Here is a 15,534-nt window from a genome sequence, read left to right as displayed (position 1 = left end):
GAAGATGACATGACAAGTCAGCACCGCCGAGCGATCACGAAAATAGTGGTCAGCGCAGCAATCGCTCTCGGCTCCGTTGTTGGGGCGTCCCCCGCCAACGCCGACCCGAACGCGATCGGCGGCACCGACCCCAACCCGTTTGGCGGCCTCAGCTGTAGTTGCCAGAAGACAGCCCCACCCGGCGGCAGCCCATCTCGGCGGGCGGAAGGAATAGAGCCGGGAATCCGGGCGGGTCTCTCTGCCCGATTGCCGGGACTACCGCCACCGACCCCAGCCCGTTCAGCCCGTGATGTATCGCCCTACCGGGGTGTCTGGTGATGGTTGATCGGGAACTATATGGGGGTCTCCACTAGCGGCGGCCGCGATGCTTTCGAATGCATCGCCGATGGCACTGAGGTCGACACCGTCGAGGTGATCGAATAGGTGGCGACGCAGGCTGACCACGTGGGTGGGGACGGCTTGCTCCAATCGGGTGAGCCCTTCATCAGTGAGCACGGCGTTGTAAGCGCGGGCGTCCTGAGATGACTGCTCACGGCGGACCAACCCATCGGCCGCCATCCGCCCGATGGTGCGGCTAATCGCGCTCAGCGACTGCTGGCAGCGCCGAGCCAGTTCGCTGAGCCCGAGCGTACGGTCGGGAGCCTCGGACAAGAACATCAACGCGACGAATTCCGCGTGCGACATGCGATGTTCGTGCTGCAAGTCAGCATCGAGTTGCCGCATCATGGTCACAAAACCCGGGTGTAAGGCGCGAATCACCTTGGATTCACCCGCGCTAAGCGAGGTCACCCCTTCGAGCTTTGTCCTTCGCGCTCTCTTGCTGCCCGGCTTCCCTGCCATGAGTCTCAACATACGTAGTATCTGTTCGCGCGAGCAAGTAAAGCATCGGTTCGCGTCGAGGGCTTGCCGCCGACGTTACCGCCCGCTGACTCCCGCGGCGACCGCGTGGCCTACTCACCGTGGCCAATTCCTGACTCCGACCCAGCCTTTTCACCGGGCGCGGCCCGCGGCTTTCATCCGTTCCAGGTCGGCCATCACGACCGTCTGGCCGTTCGTCGCGGCCAGCGCCCGGGTGTGGCCGAGATGATGCATGTCGAAACATGAGGCGATCGCCGTCGAGAAGCCCATGGTGTCCAGGGTCTGATTGACCGCCCGCTTGGCCATTCGCAGGGCCCACGGATCGGTCTGAGCGACGCGATGAGCGAGATCCATTGTGGCGGAACGTAAGTCGTCCAGCGGTACGACATGGTTGACCATCCCGCAGCGCAGCGCCTCTTCGGCCGACACCGAACCCGCGGTGAACAGCATCTCCTTGGCCTTGCGGGGACCGAGTTCCCAAGTGTGAGCATGGTATTCGACGCCCATGATGCCCAGCAGACCGACCGGGTCGGAGAACTGCGCGTTGTCCGCGGCGACGATGAGATCGCACGGCCAGCACAGCATCAGCCCGGCCGCGATGCACTTGCCCTGCACCGCGGCGATGGACGGCTTGGGGATGTCGCGCCAGCGCTTCGCGTATTCGAGGTAACCGCGGGTCTCCCAGTCGTAGTAGGTGTCGGCGAGCAGCTTGCCGTCGGTGCGCTGCGGGCTCAGGCTGCGTCCGTCGGCCGAAGGATCGGTGCCCGACATGTCGTGCCCGGCCGAGAAATGCTTACCGGTGGTTTGGAAGACGATGACCCGGACCTCGGGGTCCTCGTCGGCGCGACGCCAGGCCTCGTCGAGGTCCTTGAGGATGCCCGGGGTTTGGGCGTTGGCGGCGTCGGGGCGGTCCAGGGTGATGACCGCGACCCGATCGTCGAAGTCGTAGCGGACGAAGTGTTGAGCTGTCATGGCTGCATTCCTTTCGGTGGGGTCCTTATGACGCTTTCCTGCGCGAAGGACGCCACGTGTGATCCGGACTGGGTGTACACGTCGCCGGTGCCGAAGCCGCGGCCACCGATCAATCGCACGCCGTGGATCTGCACCCGCAGCCACTGCGCGACGTCGAACGGCTGGTGAAACCACACCGAATGCGTCACGACACCGGTTTGGACGCTGACGTGGGCGTCGCGCTGGCTGACCCCGGGCACCGCCTGGAGCAGGGTGCCGATCAGCGGCCAGTCCGAGATGTAGGCGATGACGGGTTGGGCAAGCGCGGTATCGGTGAAGTCCGGGCAGCGCATCCAGAACGCCAGGTCCGCGGCCACCGCGTCCTCAACATCCAGACCGTCGCCGATCAAGCGGGCTTCGCCCGGGATCACGGCAAAGTCAATGGGTTTGGCGGCCATCGGATCACCGGCCGCGGCGGCGCTGTACTGATAGTTGTACCCTTGCTCAGTTGGGTCGGCGCGGTCGACGAGGATCGACGCGGTCGCGACCACCCGCCGGCCGGCCTCCTCGCCCTGCCACGCCACCGCGCGCCGATGGCCCAGTGACCGACCGTCGTGGGTTTGCTCGAGGTCCAGGTACAACGGGTCGGCAGCGCGTCCGGCGCGCGGGAACGCGATCTGCAGTGACTTCACCGCTTTGGCAGATCCCGGTGGTGCGGCGGCAACGATGAGCTGGGCCATGATTTGTCCGCCGAAGATCCGCTCTGCGCTCGGATCCGGCACCGGCAACACGGTGCGGCCCTTGATGTCGTCGCCGAGGGTGAGCATGGCGCGAAATTGATCGAGATTCATCCCAGCCTTTACTCGGTGCTCGCGGTTGCGACCAGCTCGAACTTCTTGACCTTCCCCGAAGGGGTCGTCGGCAACGCGTCGACGAAATGCCAAGCGACGGGGGTCTTTTGGCGGGCCAGTCCGGTGGCGTGCAGATGGCGGCACAGGTCTTCGGCTGTCACCTGGCCTGGCTGGTCGAATACGACGAACGCCACGGGCACTTCGCCGAACCTTGCGTCGGGTCCGGGTACCACGGCGGCGCTGCGCACCGCCGGGTGTTTGACGAGCAGGTCTTCGATCTCGCGGGCCGAGAACTTCTCGCCGCCGCGGTTGATCACGTCTTTGACCCGCCCGGTGATGGTGACGAAGCCGGCACCGTCGACGAGACCGACATCCCCGGTGCTGAACCATCCCGCGTCGTCGAGGGCCGCCCGGTTGGCGTCAGGATCGAGGTAGCCGAGCATCTGCTCGGGCCCGCGCACCAGCAGTTCGCCCGGGCAGCCTGCGGCCAGCGGCTCGCCGTCCGTCCCGACGACCCGGACCTGCACCCCCGGGGCGATCGCGCCGTCGGTCCCCGCGCGCAGGTCGAACGGATACGCGCGGTTCATCACCGTCACGGTCGGAAGTTCGGTCATGCCGTACACCCGGGCGGCCGGAATCCCCTGCTCTTCACTGCGTTCCATGACCGCGCGCGGCACCGCCGCCCCGCCGCAGGCGAACATCCGCAGCGGCAGGTGCACGCGGGCGGCGCGAGCGGCGTCGGTCAATTCCTGCAGGAAAACCGTTGCCCCCGCCGAATACGTCACCCGGTGGCGCATGATGTCGGCCACCGCGACGTCAGGTTCCCAACGGTCGGCCAGCACCGCGGAGGCGCCGACCAGCAACGGGATGGTCATTGCGTTGAGCACGCCGGTGATGTGCTGCAGCGGGGCGGCCATGTAGGCGACGTCCTCCCAGGACAGGCCCCACGCATCAACGAGCTGGCGGGTTTCGGCCAGCAACGTGCGCGACGAGTGCACCGCGGCCTTAGCACCCGACGTCGTGCCCGAAGTGAAGAGGATCAGGCACGGATCATCGGGTCCGACCGTGGCGGATTTCTGGCGGCGCCCGTGCGAGACGACCGCGTCGAACGGCGCCCAGCCCGGCCGGGTCCCCCGCAGCACGATTCGGGCAACGTCGCCGAGACCGGTCGCCGCAAGCAGGTCGTCGAACGCGTCGGCGTGGGCGAATCCACGAAATGCCTCGGCGGTCACCACAGCGGCCGGCCGCACCTCTTCGATGACCTGGCGCAGCTCGTGTTCCCGGTAGAACGGGGCGACCGGGCAGCTCACCGCCCCGGCATGCCAGACCGCCAGACCCAGCACGTGAGCTTCCCACCAGTTCGGCGTCTGCCAGCAGACGACGTCGCCGGACCCGATACCCGCCCCGGTCAGCCACGCGGCAGCACGTTCGACCACCTCGAGCAGCTCCTGGTACGTCAGCTGATGGCCGCCTTCGGCGAGGGCCGGCTGTGAGCCCCACTGACGGGCGGCGCGGACGACCGACGCAGAAATCGTCTGGTCGCTGATGTAGCCGAAGCGGCGGTATTCGGCGAGGCGCTCCGGGGCCACCGGCGGCGCCACGATGTCACTCGCGGTGAGTCGAGTTCGGTTCATGCTCATCCACCCATGCTCATTCCGCCGTCGACGGTCAGGACGGCGCCGGTGACATAGGAAGCGAGGTCGTCGAGCAGAAACGCGACGGCGTGCGCCAGCTCCTCGGGACGGCCCCAGCGCCCGACCGGGATCATCGACGTCACCGCATCCCGGTCGGTGTATGCCAGCTCGGCCGACATATCGGTATCGAAGCTGCCGGGTATCACGCAATTCACGGTGATGCCCTTGCGCGCGACCGCCCGAGCACACGATCTGGTCAGGCCGACGATGCCGCCCTTGGCAGCGCCGTAGGCGATCTGCACCGGGCTGCCCAGCAGTGCCGTGACCGAGCCGATGTTGACCACCCGCCCGAAACGCTGCTGGGTCATGTGCGCCAGCGTGGCCTGGCTAAGGTAAAACGCCGCAGACAGGTTGACCGCGAGCTGGCGTTGCCAGTCCTCGGAGCTGACCTCGCTGAGCCGTTGCTCGTTGACCATCCCGGCGTTGTTGACCAAGTAGTCCAGCCGGCCGTGCTGCTCGAGAACGTCGGCAACCAGCCGCTGGCAGGATGTCGGCTCCCCGACATCGGCCTGATGCAGGCTCACCGTGGCCCCGCACCGCGAAGCCTCCTCGCGCACGGCGTGTGCGGCGACGTCGTCGCGGGCATATGCCGCGGCCACCGCGACACCGGCATGCGTCAGCCGGTCGGTGATGGCACGACCTATCCCCCGGGTGCCGCCCGTGACCAATGCGACGCGAGCCATTACGGGATCCTCGCGTTCTTGGCTGCCGCGCGTGCGCTCAGCCGCTCGAGCAGCACGCGATGCTCCTCGGTGTCAAAGCACTCGCTTTCCGCGCGGGCACAATGTGGCAGTAACGCGGCAACCCGGTCGATGTGGAAATTCAGCAGCTGGCGCGTCTGCCGGACGGCCTGCTGCGGGAGCGCGGCGAGGCGATCGGCCAGCTGCAGCGCCTCCTGCAACACGTCGGCTGCGGGTACCGCCCGGTTCGCCAGCCCCAGGCGATGCGCTTCGGCGCCACTGACCCGGTCGCCCAGGAGCAGATGTTCCTTGGCGGCGGACAGGCTCGTGCGCAACGGCCACAGCAGCAACCCGCCGGCACCGTCGAGCAGCCCTAGCGAAACCCGCGGATCACTGAGGAAGGAGTCTTCGGCCACCACGACCAGGTCGCACAGCAGCGCCACCGTGACGCCAGCACCGACCGCGGCGCCGTTGACGGCGGCGACGGTGGGAAACGGCAGGCGCGTCATTGCCCAGAACAGCTCTTGGTGGGCGGCGAGCACGGTGTCGCGCAGAGAGCGGTCATCGCGCATGGCACGGATGGTCTTGAAGTCCCCGCCGGCGCTGAATGCGCTGCCCTCGCCGGTCAGCACCATCGCGCGCACGTCTGGCTCATCACGCAGCGCAAGGACGGCCCCGAGCAGTGCATCGGTGATCTCGGCGTCCAGGGCGTTGGCCTTTTCCGGCCGGGACAACGTCACGCGCGCCACCGACCCGAGACGGTCGACGATGACGGCCGGATGCGTTTCCGCGCAGGACGGATCGCCGCCGCTCACAGCTCTACCAACCGGGGAATCGTCCCGGCCGAAATCAAACGGGCACCGATCACCGAGGGCAGTTCGCTGGCCGAGCCCAGCACCGAATCCAGCACCAGCGCACGGGCCAAGAAGCGGTGGAAGGGATGCTCGGCAGTGAAGCCGATGCCGGCCAGGACTTGCTGGCACTGGGTGGCGGCGATGCGGGCCGCACGCCCCGCCAACGACTTCGCCAGCAGACCCGCTAAAACGGCATCATCGGCATCCCAGGCCGACGTGAGGGCCGCGGCGGCGCCCGCACGAGCGACGTGTGCGTCGGCCAGCCGGGTGCTTACCGCCTGAAAGGAGCCGATAGGCCGGCCGAATTGCACTCTGCTGCAGGCGTGGTCGATGGCAAGCTCGATCATCCGCCCGACCGCCCCGATGATCTGGTAGCCCAGCGCCACCCGGCCTGCCGTTGCCACTGCATCCCAGGCTGCAACGGCCTGTTTCCCAGCCAGGACCACCTCGGACAGCACGTCGACGCCGCTGACTTCGATCATCTGCAATGCCGGATCAAGACCATCGATCCGCCGCGTCGAGACCCCCGACGACTCCTGCAGGTCAACCCAGACCAGCTCACCGCGGATCGCGATCGGCGCCAGATACCTCAACACCGGCCGCGCTCCGATGACCAGGCCGCGCACCGCCAGCAGCTCGCCGTCAGCCGCGCCGACCAGATCGGCGCCGATGCCGGGTAGGACAACGTTGTATCCCGTCGCCGCGGCCGGCAGATGTTCGGCCAACGGTCGCAGCAGCACATCCTGCAGCGACGTCGACATCGATCCGGCGCCACCGAGCGCGGTGAACAGCGCCGACACCGCATCCCGGGGCGCCTCGGCGAGCAAGTCGGCGAACCCGAACGCATCGAGTGCCTGCGCAAGCTCGGTCCCGTCGAGTTCCTCCGCCAGTCCACGGATGGTCGTCGCCATCAGTTCCCGCTCGGCGGCATCGATGGTGTGAGCCTGCTTCACGCGCTTCTCGGCAATCCGAGCAGCCGCGTAGCCACGATATCTTTCTGTATTTCACTGGTGCCCCCGTAGATGGTGGCAGCGCGCGAATACGCCCACTCGCGGCGCCACGCCCGGCTGCGCGCGGTGTCATCGGTTTCCATGTCGCCGCGCAGCAGCTCGCGCGCCGCGTCGAACACGGCCTGATCAGCGGCAGCGATCATGATCTTGTCCACCGAGGCTTCGGGTCCTGGCATATCACCCGCAGCGATGCGGTCCTGTGTGTTCTTCGAGGTGGCGCGAAAAGCCCACAACAGCTGGTAGGCCTCGCCGAGGGTCGACGCGGACGCCCCGTCGCGTGCGGCGTCAAGGAGCAGACCGAGATGGTGGGCAAGCCAGGCGCCGCGCTGCCAGAAAATCGGGCCGCGTTCACAGGACAAAATGAACTGTGCGACCCGCCAGCCGGCGTTCAGCTCACCGAGCAGACGCTGCGCGGGGACCTCGACGTCGACGAACGACGTCGAGCAGAATTCGTCGACACCGGCCATCGTCTCCAGCGGGCTCGCGGTCACGCCCCGGGTGTCCATATCCACCAGAAAAGCGCTGATACCCCGCGATCCGGCGCTGCCGGTTCTGGCCAACACGATGCACCGGGTGGCGTGGTGCGCCCAGCTGGTCCACAACTTCTCGCCGTTGATCACCCAGCCGTCGCCGCACGGGCGCGCGGTCGTCCGCATCGATCCCAGGTCGCTGCCCGCATCGGGCTCGGAGAACCCCTGACACCAGAATTCCTCGCCCCGCAATAGCCGCGGGAAGATCTCCTCGACCAGTTCGGGCCGGCCGAACTCGGCCACCGCCGGCCCGAGCACTTCGTGCATCGACCAGGACGTGGTGTGCACCAGCGCTCGGCTGGTGAGCTCCTCGCCGAGGACGGCGCGCAGCATCGGCGAGCCCCCCAGGCCACCGATCCGGGTCGGCCAGCCCCAGCGCATCCAGCCGGCGTCGAACAGCAGTCGCTGCACTTGACGTTGATGGTGCAGCTGGGCGTCAACACTTTGGTCTTCGATCGCGGGGACCAACGGCTCTCCGACCTCGTCGATCCAGGCCCGCACGCTGGCGCGAAATTCGCGCACCTCCACTACAGCTCTCCGTTCTCAGGACTCGATGAACCCAGAGGCGACATAGGCCTCACGGATCGGCTGCTTCAGGTCGTCGGGGAACGCGGTTTGCGGCGGCCGGGCAGGGTGGTCACCGACGGGGAGGCCGAGCAACGAAGCGCCGAATTTGAACCCGGCTCCCCAATGCGTGAACATTCCGGGGCGGGCGGGATGGGACTGATAGCGGCGGCTCGCCTCGCGCATGGCGGTCAGACCGGTCTCGGCCGCGAAGGTATCGGCGCGCTCGAAATCGCCTAGCATCAGCAGTGCGCGCCACTCGCTGAACAGCAGTGCACCCGGCTTCTCGTAGAGGTAGAGGGCCGAACCCAGCGCTCCGGGGTGGGGTATCCCTAACCGGATCCCGGCCTCATCGGCCGCTTCCCACAACACCATTTCCGGGGCCAGCTTGTGAATCGCGAGGCTGTGCTCCGCATCGAGCAGCCCGTTCTTCAGTCCGCACAGAGCGGGGATCTCACGGTAGAGCTCGACACATTCCTCGGGGGTTAACACCAGCCCTGTCGAGTGAGAGTTGAAAAAGCCCAGCGGCATATCGGTGCGATCGGCGACATAGCGCAGATATTCCAGCACCCCGGGCTTCCCCGAGCACTCGAAATACGGCGTCAGGATGTAGCAGATGTCGGCGCCCAGCTCTTGGGCGTTCAGCGTGAGCTCGACGGCCTGCTTGGCAGTGTCGGTACTCGACATCACCTGCACCAGCGCGCCGGGTTTGACCCGTCGAGCCTCCTCGATCGCGACCCGGACTACTTCTTTGAGTTCGTCGGTGGTCAGTGACCAGAATTCGGCGATACCGCCGGTCAGCCAAATACCGTCCTGGTCCAGGTCGACCAGGCAATGCCGCACCAGCGCGCGCAGTGCCCCGTAGTCGATTTCGTCGCCGTCGAGACCGTAGAACGGAGTGTAGAGCGAACTGCAATTGCCCCACAGGTGCTCCGACGCCCAGTCCTTCGCCTCTTTGCCGGTGACACCTGTGACCACAACCGACTCCTTCTGCATTTTTGCCGGACGCGAGTTCCGGGCCAGGTGATGACTATCACGTACGCGTCATGGTAGAACCATATGTGCATTGCATGCAAGGAACAAGTGCATGCTCGATGCACCCTGATCCGCGTTTTTCGATAGCGCGGCAACCGGCCAGTATGAGGAGCGTGATGTCGCAGAGCATGGAGGGCCGAGTCGCCGTGATTGCCGGCTCATCGATGGGCGTCGGCCGGGCCACCGCCATCCGCCTCGCGCAGGACGGCGCGACGGTCGTGCTGCTGGCCCGCCGTAAATTGCTGCTCGACGAGGTCGTCGAGATCATCGGGCCCAGTGCCGTTCCGATCGTCACCGACATCACCAACAGCCACGATGTGCAGGCCGCCTTCGAACAGATCGCGACGCAGTTCGGCCGTATCGACGTCCTGATCAATTCCGCGGGTGCCAGCCGGATCCGGCTGATCGAAGAAGCCAGCGACGAAGATATCGCCGTGACCGTCAACACCAACCTGGTGGCACCCATCTACACGACGCGTTCTGCCATTCCGCTACTGCGCGCGGCCGGCGGCGGCGACATCATGAACATCTCCTCGGAGATCACGCTCGACGACATGCCGATGATGACCCTTTACGCCGCCACCAAACGTGGCCTCAACGGTTTCACCGGAGCCATGAGCAAGGAGCTGCGCCGAGACGGCATCCGGGTGACCTTGGTCGTCCTCGGCGCGGTCGGAGATACCGGAATCCACGAGAACTTCGGGCCGGGCGACCTCGAAAAGGCCTGGCCGCTGTGGGAAGCCGACGGCTACCTCACCCGGATGAGTGGTACCCACCTCCTCACCTCGGCCACCGTCGCCGACGTGTTGCACGACGTCATCACCAGGCCCCGCGAAGTGATGATGGATGTGATCCACGTCCGTCCGGCCAGCAGCTGAGCCCCTCCCCAGGATGAAGCCGAAACCGCAAAGGAGACAAAGTGATTCGACCGATGGACGGCGTCCGGGTACTGGAGGTGGCACAGTTCACCTTCGTCCCGTCCGCGGGTGCGGTCTTGGCCGACTGGGGTGCCGACGTCATCAAGGTCGAGCACGCAGAAAAGGGTGATGCCCAGCGCGGCCTGAGCGCCGTGATGGGCATGGCGGTCGGCAGCGGGTCGTTCGCACCCTTGATGGAACACCCCAATCGGGGCAAGCGCAGCATCGGCCTCGCGCTGGAGCAGCCCCAAGCGCTGCAGGTGCTGCACGAGCTGATCCGCACCAGTGACGTGTTCTTGACGAACTTCCTGCCCGCCGCGCGACGGCGGCTGGGCATCGAACTCGACGATGTCCGCAAGATCAATCCGGACATCATCTACGTCCGCGGATCCGGTTTCGGCGCCAACGGCCCTGACAGCGAGAAGGGCGGCTACGACAGCACCGCCTTCTGGGCTCGGGCCGGTGGCGCGGTGGGGGCCGCGCCTGCAGAGTTCGATGGCATTCCCAAGATGCCTGCCGGTGCCTACGGTGATTCGTTGGGCGGAATGACCATCGCCGGAGGCATCGCCGCGGCGCTCCTAGCGCGCGAACGCACCGGCGAAACGTCGGTTGTCGACGTCTCACTGCTCGGCGTGGGTGCCTGGGCCAGCGCTCTCTCCGTAGGTTTGGCGCTTCTCGAGGGCGGCCCACCGGCGCCCCGCGCACCCGGCAACACGGCGCCGATGAACCCGCTGGTGGGCAACTACCGAACCGCCGACAACCGTTGGCTCGTGCTGGCCATGCTCCAACCCGGGCGCTATTGGCCCGAGTTCTGTCGGCACATCGACCGCGAGGACCTCATCCATGACGAGCGATTCGCTAGCACCGAGGCACTCATGGGCAATACGCCGGTAGCGGCCGAGATCGTGCAAGAGGTGCTCGCCGCGCGGCCGCTGGCCGAATGGGTCACCCGGTTCGCCGGCATGGAAGGCCAGTGGGCCATCGCGCAGGATCCGTGGGAAGTGGGCCAGGACCCGGCGTTGCGAGCCAATGGAATGATCGCCGAAGTACTCGACATCGACGGCGCTCCGCGGGAACTGGTCGCCAACCCGGTGCAGTTCGACGAGAAGCCCGTACAGCTCAAGCGGGCGCCACAATTCGCCGAGCACACCGATGACATTCTGCGGGCGCTCGGCAAGTCGGACGACGAACTGATCGACCTCAAGGTCAGTGGCGCGGTGACCTGAGAAGTGCCGCCTCGGCTGTTAGGTTGCCGCGCGGAGGATGGCCGCCGAGCAGAAAGCCCACAGGTCATCGACACTGGTCGTCCGCCCACCGGACAACACCGCGGAGTGCGACGTCGCCAGCAGGAGCTCCTGAAGTAGCGCGGCCTGGGTGGCTAACGGCACGTCATCGCGGAGCAAGCCTGCATCGGCAACCTCTTCGAGCAACTCAACGATGAAGGAGTGCAAGGGTTCCAGGGCGTAAGCGAGGTCGTTGGGGCGGGACTCGGCCAGCCGCAGGTGCAGGACACTGAGCCCACGCGCCAGTCGGGCCGGCATCGCGGTGATTTCAGACAGTGCCTCCATTAAGGCCCGCACCCGCTGCACGGGATCCGTGATGCCGTCGCACCGCTCGCGGATCATTGGCATCGCCGTGGTCCGCAGGATCGTCTCGTACACCGCCAACAGCAGGCTGTCTTTGCCATCGAAAAAGGTGTAAAAAGTCCGCTGCGACATGCTGGATTTGTCAACGACGTCTTGGATGGTGAAGTCGCTTTCGTCTCGCTCCCCCAGGAGCTGTATCGCCGCCGACACGAAGCGATCGCTACGTGCCTGGGCTCGCGCGCGGGCGTTGCGCAGCGAGCGATCGACACTGTCCCGCTGCCAACTCGGTACGGGCGCCTCCGCCGGCTGGTGATTTTTCTTTGCCTTCAGCTCAGTTGACCGCGCCATGACGCTCCGCTCTCTCAAGGTCGACTTCGGCCAGGAAGTCGCCGATAACTCCCCTGACCGTATCTGGGCACTTCTGGTGGGCGGAATGCGCCGCGCCCGCTATCTCGACAAACCGGGCCCGCGGATTGACTTGCGCGAATCGCCGACCCTGCTGCTGACGCGTGAGTTCGTCCCGATCCCCTGCCATCAACAGAATCGGGCACGCGATGCCGGCCAACGTCTCCTCGCTCAATTCGGGCCAAGACACGCTGTCCTCGTGTAGCGCGGTGACCAGGTCGCGCCAGTGCTCGGGCCCGTGCACGGCCTCATGCAAGCGTCGTAGCGCAAACGGCCACGTGCGGTGCAGATGCTCCAGCCGAGGAGCGCGGTAGTCGCTGGGGCGTCCCGTCCCGGGAGAAATGAGGATCAAGGATCGGGCCGTTCCCGGGTTCTCCAATTCCAGCGTCAGCGCAATCTCCGCACCATAGGAGAAACCCACGATGTGCGGGCGTCCCAGGTCCAAATACTCGATGAGATACCGCAGGTCGGAGCGGACTGCGGTCCCCGTCGTAGCCGTCGATCGGAATTCCGATCGGCCATGGCCGCGTAGATCGGGCAGGATGCATCGGTACCCCGGCCCCAGGGCCGCGGCCAGGCCAGCCCACTCGAACTCGCCCGTGGCGGTCGCGCCGTGGACGAACAAGACCGGCTGAGGTCCGTCGCCGACCACCGCATAGGCCAACGTCAACCCATCGTGTTGATAGGTGAAGGGACGAGGCGCTCCCAGCTGCCCAGTCATGCACGGCCCTCAACAACCTGCTTCTCGTTCAACGGCACACCACAGGTCCGTTCGGAGACAGATGACCCCCATTGAGCCTCCACTTGTCTCCCTCATGCCCTCGGTTTGAGTGAGCAAATTCTTGCATGACGCCCACCATGTTCTACCAGTGCAAAACGCTCAGGTGCTGTCTCACGAGGTTAACATGCTGAATCAAAGCCAGCCTGCCTATCGCACACGTGATAGTGATTGCAACTCAGCTCCAGGCGATGGATTTGAGTTCGGTGAACTCCTCAATTCCGTGGTGGCCCCATTCCCTGCCAATGCCGCTCTGCTTGAATCCGCCGAAGACACCGGTGATGCCCACCCCATTGGGCTGATCGGCTGACCAGCCAGGGCCGGAGCTGCCCAGAGCCTCGACGTTGACGGTGGGCGGCCCCACCGTCTGCACCGAGACATTTCCGGCCCGGATCTGACGGGCAACGTTGAAGCCGCGCGCGGTGTTGCCCGTGATGACGCCGCCGCCGAGTCCGTAAATCGAATCGTTGGCGATGCGAATCGCCTCCTCTTCAGTCTTGTAGGTGATCACGGTGAGGACCGGACCGAAGATTTCCTCCCGCGCAATCCGCATGTCATTGCGGGCGTTGACGAACAGCGTCGGCTCGTAAAAGAACCCCTTGGCTAAGTGCGCGGGACGCTTGCCGCCGAAGACCAGCTCGGCTCCCTCATCCAGACCGGATTGCACGTATGCCTCGACCCGGGCTCGCTGCCGCTCTCGGATCAACGGGCCGATGAGCGTGTCGGACTCGCGGGGGTCGCCGACCTTCAGAGACGACGCCGACCTCTTGGCGCCGTCGACGTACGCATCGAGCAAGTGCTCGGGCAGCAGCATTCTCGTCTGGATGGCGCAGCCCTGCCCAGCATGGATCATCGAGGTGATAATGCCCATGTTGGCGACGTGGTCTTCAGGGACATCGTCCAAGACGATCGACGCACTTTTACCGCCGAGCTCGAGTTGCAGGCGCTTGACTGTGGGGGCAGCGGCCGCCATGATGGCTCGCCCGGTGGTAGTCGAGCCGGTGAAAGTGACCATGTCGACCAGCGGGTGGGTGGTCATCTCCGCCCCGACCTCGGGGCCACCCGCGATGACGTTGAGCACGCCTGGCGGAAGGTCAGCATCCTGAGCCGCTTTGGCGATCTCGAAGGCGTCAAGCGGCGTCCACTGGTGCGGCTTGAGCACCACGGTGCAGCCGGCCGCCAGAGCCGGCAAGACCTTCACAATGTTGAGGAAAAACGGGAAGTTGAACGGGGTGATCGCGGCCACCACACCGACCGGTTCGCGGACCACAACGTGCCCGGCCATTCCGGTCGGACCCCCGGCCGGCGGAGACACTTCGGTCCACCGCACCGCGAGTTCCATGGCCTCGGCAATCCACTCGGCGATGTCAATCGTGCCGCGCACCTGAATGATGTCGGCGAGAAAGCCGACCGACCCGGACTCGGCCATCACCAGCTTCTTGAGGAAATTATGGCGCTCATCAAGGATGGCGGCGAATCGGCGTAGGACCTTTGCCCGATCTCGCGGCGACGTCCGCGGCCAGGGGCCGTCGTCGAATGCCCGGCGGGCGGCTGCGATCGCCGCGCGGGTGGCCTTGAGGCCCGCTTCCGGGACCGAGCCGATGGCCTCCTCGGTGGCCGGGTCTATGACTTTGATGACCCCGACCGTGTCGTCGGCCGTCCAAGCGCCGTCGATGAACATGTTGTCGTAATCCCAGCGGTCGCTCACCGCGCATTACCTCCAACTCTGAAGAATTTGACGCCCGCTGCATCGCCCAGTCGGGCCTACTGCCGCAGACGTGCCGATGCCAGAAGACGCTAGCAACAGCGTATCCCTATAGGGAGAATATAATGTTCCTCTTTGGACACCTGTTATATCTGTATACCGGTAGTCATCATCTTCGCGGTCAACTTGGTTGGAGGAAACATGGAAGACGTACTGGGATATGCGGGGCGCCATGTGGTGGTTACCGGCGCCGCGTCGGGCATGGGCGCAGCGACGGCAACGATCTTGACCAAGCTAGGGGCACGCGTCACTGCGCTCGACGTGCGGCCTACCGAGGCGTCGGTCGACCGGGCGCTGGAAGTGGACTTGCGTGATCGCACATCGATCGAGCGGGCAGCCGAGTCCATCGACGGGCCGGTCCATGGTTATTTTGGCTGCGCGGGCCTGCCTGGGCCGCCGTTCTCTGGCCTGGACGTGTTGCTGGTCAACTTCGTCGGAGCCCGGCACCTGGTGGACCTGGTCCTGCCCAAGATTCCTGCCGGCGGTGCGATCGCGGTGGTCGCGTCCAATGCCGCCATGGGGTGGCAAAAGGAGCTGGAGCAGCTTATGGAACTGGTGTCCACCGACGGGTTCGATGAGGGCAAGCGGTGGTGTGTGGCTAATGACGAGATGGGAGCGGTCGGTGCATACCCACTTTCCAAGAAGGCGATCAACGCCTGGGTGGCGTCCCGGGCCGCCACGCTGATCACCGATGACATCCGGCTCAACTGCATCAACCCCGGCCCCACCGACACCGCGATGCTGCCCCATTTCGTGGAATTCGCCGGGCAGAACATCATTGACGCCTTCGTCGGGCCGATCCGTCGGCGCTCAACCGCCGAGGAACAGGCGTGGCCTCTGATCTTCCTTAACAGCCCCCGATCGAGCTACATCAACGGCGAAGCATTGGTTACCGATGGCGGATTCTTCGGCGCGGTGCAGTCCGGTCAACTCGACCTCGGCAAGATGTTCGACACCCCAGACATCAGCGCCACCGGAGCTTGACGGCTACTCGACCCTTCCCCGGAGCGCAGCGCCGCACGTCGCCTTGACGAAGCCTGTCCACCACAATCGTGC

15 protein-coding genes are annotated in these 15,534 nt (G+C 65.8%); 3 read left to right on the top strand and 12 right to left on the bottom strand.

Going from position 1 to position 15,534, the window contains the following annotated elements; genetic code table 11:
- Nucleotides 1-279 precede the first annotated feature (279 nt).
- From U8D42_RS27430 to U8D42_RS27390, 9 genes are all read right to left on the bottom strand, one after another.
- Nucleotides 280-840 (bottom strand): MarR family winged helix-turn-helix transcriptional regulator, encoded by a 561-nt coding sequence (locus U8D42_RS27430; protein WP_167380149.1) that lies wholly within the window; start codon nucleotides 838-840, stop codon nucleotides 280-282.
- 150 nt (nucleotides 841-990) lie between these two features.
- A complete protein-coding gene (locus U8D42_RS27425) occupies nucleotides 991-1,830 on the bottom strand; it encodes an enoyl-CoA hydratase (protein ID WP_047323413.1) in 840 nt (279 codons plus the stop codon).
- Nucleotides 1,827-2,660, bottom strand: a complete 834-nt coding sequence (locus tag U8D42_RS27420; RefSeq protein ID WP_081235440.1) for an acyl-CoA thioesterase — start codon at nucleotides 2,658-2,660, stop codon at nucleotides 1,827-1,829. Before U8D42_RS27420 ends, U8D42_RS27425 begins: the two co-directional genes overlap by 4 nt.
- Before the next feature lie 8 nt (nucleotides 2,661-2,668).
- The gene (locus tag U8D42_RS27415) at nucleotides 2,669-4,300 is read right to left on the bottom strand and encodes an AMP-binding protein (protein WP_224112266.1); all 1,632 of its coding nucleotides are present in this window, start codon (nucleotides 4,298-4,300) and stop codon (nucleotides 2,669-2,671) included.
- Nucleotides 4,297-5,037 (bottom strand): SDR family oxidoreductase, encoded by a 741-nt coding sequence (locus tag U8D42_RS27410; RefSeq protein WP_047323411.1) that lies wholly within the window; start codon nucleotides 5,035-5,037, stop codon nucleotides 4,297-4,299. Before U8D42_RS27410 ends, U8D42_RS27415 begins: the two co-directional genes overlap by 4 nt.
- A complete protein-coding gene (locus tag U8D42_RS27405) occupies nucleotides 5,037-5,849 on the bottom strand; it encodes an enoyl-CoA hydratase/isomerase family protein (protein ID WP_047323410.1) in 813 nt (270 codons plus the stop codon). Before U8D42_RS27405 ends, U8D42_RS27410 begins: the two co-directional genes overlap by 1 nt.
- Nucleotides 5,846-6,841 carry an acyl-CoA dehydrogenase family protein gene (locus U8D42_RS27400; protein ID WP_224112267.1) on the bottom strand — a complete coding sequence of 332 codons (996 nt, stop codon included), beginning with the start codon at nucleotides 6,839-6,841 and terminating at the stop codon, nucleotides 5,846-5,848. The genes U8D42_RS27405 and U8D42_RS27400 overlap by 4 nt, the downstream gene beginning before the upstream one ends.
- On the bottom strand, nucleotides 6,838-7,956 hold the full coding sequence (locus tag U8D42_RS27395) for an acyl-CoA dehydrogenase family protein (RefSeq protein WP_047323409.1): 1,119 nt from the start codon (nucleotides 7,954-7,956) through the stop codon (nucleotides 6,838-6,840). Before U8D42_RS27395 ends, U8D42_RS27400 begins: the two co-directional genes overlap by 4 nt.
- Nucleotides 7,957-7,971: 15 nt before the next feature.
- Complete coding sequence (locus tag U8D42_RS27390; RefSeq protein WP_224112268.1) at nucleotides 7,972-8,970, bottom strand: dihydrodipicolinate synthase family protein; 999 nt, start codon at nucleotides 8,968-8,970, stop codon at nucleotides 7,972-7,974.
- Between the two features lie 173 nt (nucleotides 8,971-9,143).
- Here U8D42_RS27390 and U8D42_RS27385 point away from each other — a divergent pair, with 173 nt between their 5' ends.
- Entirely contained in the window at nucleotides 9,144-9,905 is a 762-nt protein-coding gene (locus U8D42_RS27385) for an SDR family oxidoreductase (protein WP_047323407.1), read from the top strand.
- Between the two features lie 53 nt (nucleotides 9,906-9,958).
- Entirely contained in the window at nucleotides 9,959-11,170 is a 1,212-nt protein-coding gene (locus tag U8D42_RS27380; RefSeq protein ID WP_082147612.1) for a CaiB/BaiF CoA transferase family protein, read from the top strand.
- 18 nt (nucleotides 11,171-11,188) lie between these two features.
- On the opposite strand, the gene U8D42_RS27375 is transcribed toward U8D42_RS27380, so the two are convergent.
- The 3 genes from U8D42_RS27375 to U8D42_RS27365 form a co-directional block, all read right to left on the bottom strand.
- Entirely contained in the window at nucleotides 11,189-11,878 is a 690-nt protein-coding gene (locus U8D42_RS27375; RefSeq protein ID WP_009953194.1) for a TetR/AcrR family transcriptional regulator, read from the bottom strand.
- Nucleotides 11,862-12,656: an alpha/beta fold hydrolase gene (locus U8D42_RS27370; RefSeq protein ID WP_014379486.1), complete on the bottom strand. Its 795-nt coding sequence runs from the start codon at nucleotides 12,654-12,656 to the stop codon at nucleotides 11,862-11,864. The genes U8D42_RS27375 and U8D42_RS27370 overlap by 17 nt, the downstream gene beginning before the upstream one ends.
- 235 nt (nucleotides 12,657-12,891) lie before the next feature.
- Nucleotides 12,892-14,394: an aldehyde dehydrogenase family protein gene (locus U8D42_RS27365; protein ID WP_044059229.1), complete on the bottom strand. Its 1,503-nt coding sequence runs from the start codon at nucleotides 14,392-14,394 to the stop codon at nucleotides 12,892-12,894.
- Between the two features lie 225 nt (nucleotides 14,395-14,619).
- On the opposite strand from U8D42_RS27365, the gene U8D42_RS27360 reads away from it, so the two are divergent.
- Entirely contained in the window at nucleotides 14,620-15,462 is an 843-nt protein-coding gene (locus U8D42_RS27360) for an SDR family oxidoreductase (protein ID WP_009953190.1), read from the top strand.
- Nucleotides 15,463-15,534: the final 72 nt, after the last annotated feature.

The organism is Mycobacterium europaeum (assembly GCF_034555895.2).
Classification (GTDB): Bacteria; Actinomycetota; Actinomycetes; order Mycobacteriales; family Mycobacteriaceae; genus Mycobacterium; species Mycobacterium europaeum.
The sequence above is the reverse complement of the archived record's forward strand: the minus strand, read 5'-3'. Positions and strand labels throughout refer to the sequence as shown.

Excerpts from the sequence above, each read along its gene's own strand:
- U8D42_RS27430 (WP_167380149.1), bottom strand. The coding sequence starts at position 840 with ATGGCAGGGAAGCCGGGCAGCAAGAGAGCGCGAAGGACAAAGCTCGAA.
- U8D42_RS27425 (WP_047323413.1), bottom strand. The coding sequence starts at position 1,830 with ATGACAGCTCAACACTTCGTCCGCTACGACTTCGACGATCGGGTCGCG.
- U8D42_RS27420 (WP_081235440.1), bottom strand. The coding sequence starts at position 2,660 with ATGAATCTCGATCAATTTCGCGCCATGCTCACCCTCGGCGACGACATC.
- U8D42_RS27415 (WP_224112266.1), bottom strand. The coding sequence starts at position 4,300 with ATGAGCATGAACCGAACTCGACTCACCGCGAGTGACATCGTGGCGCCG.
- U8D42_RS27410 (WP_047323411.1), bottom strand. The coding sequence starts at position 5,037 with ATGGCTCGCGTCGCATTGGTCACGGGCGGCACCCGGGGGATAGGTCGT.
- U8D42_RS27385 (WP_047323407.1), top strand. The coding sequence starts at position 9,144 with ATGTCGCAGAGCATGGAGGGCCGAGTCGCCGTGATTGCCGGCTCATCG.
- U8D42_RS27380 (WP_082147612.1), top strand. The coding sequence starts at position 9,959 with ATGGACGGCGTCCGGGTACTGGAGGTGGCACAGTTCACCTTCGTCCCG.
- U8D42_RS27375 (WP_009953194.1), bottom strand. The coding sequence starts at position 11,878 with ATGGCGCGGTCAACTGAGCTGAAGGCAAAGAAAAATCACCAGCCGGCG.
- U8D42_RS27370 (WP_014379486.1), bottom strand. The coding sequence starts at position 12,656 with ATGACTGGGCAGCTGGGAGCGCCTCGTCCCTTCACCTATCAACACGAT.
- U8D42_RS27365 (WP_044059229.1), bottom strand. The coding sequence starts at position 14,394 with ATGTTCATCGACGGCGCTTGGACGGCCGACGACACGGTCGGGGTCATC.
- U8D42_RS27360 (WP_009953190.1), top strand. The coding sequence starts at position 14,620 with ATGGAAGACGTACTGGGATATGCGGGGCGCCATGTGGTGGTTACCGGC.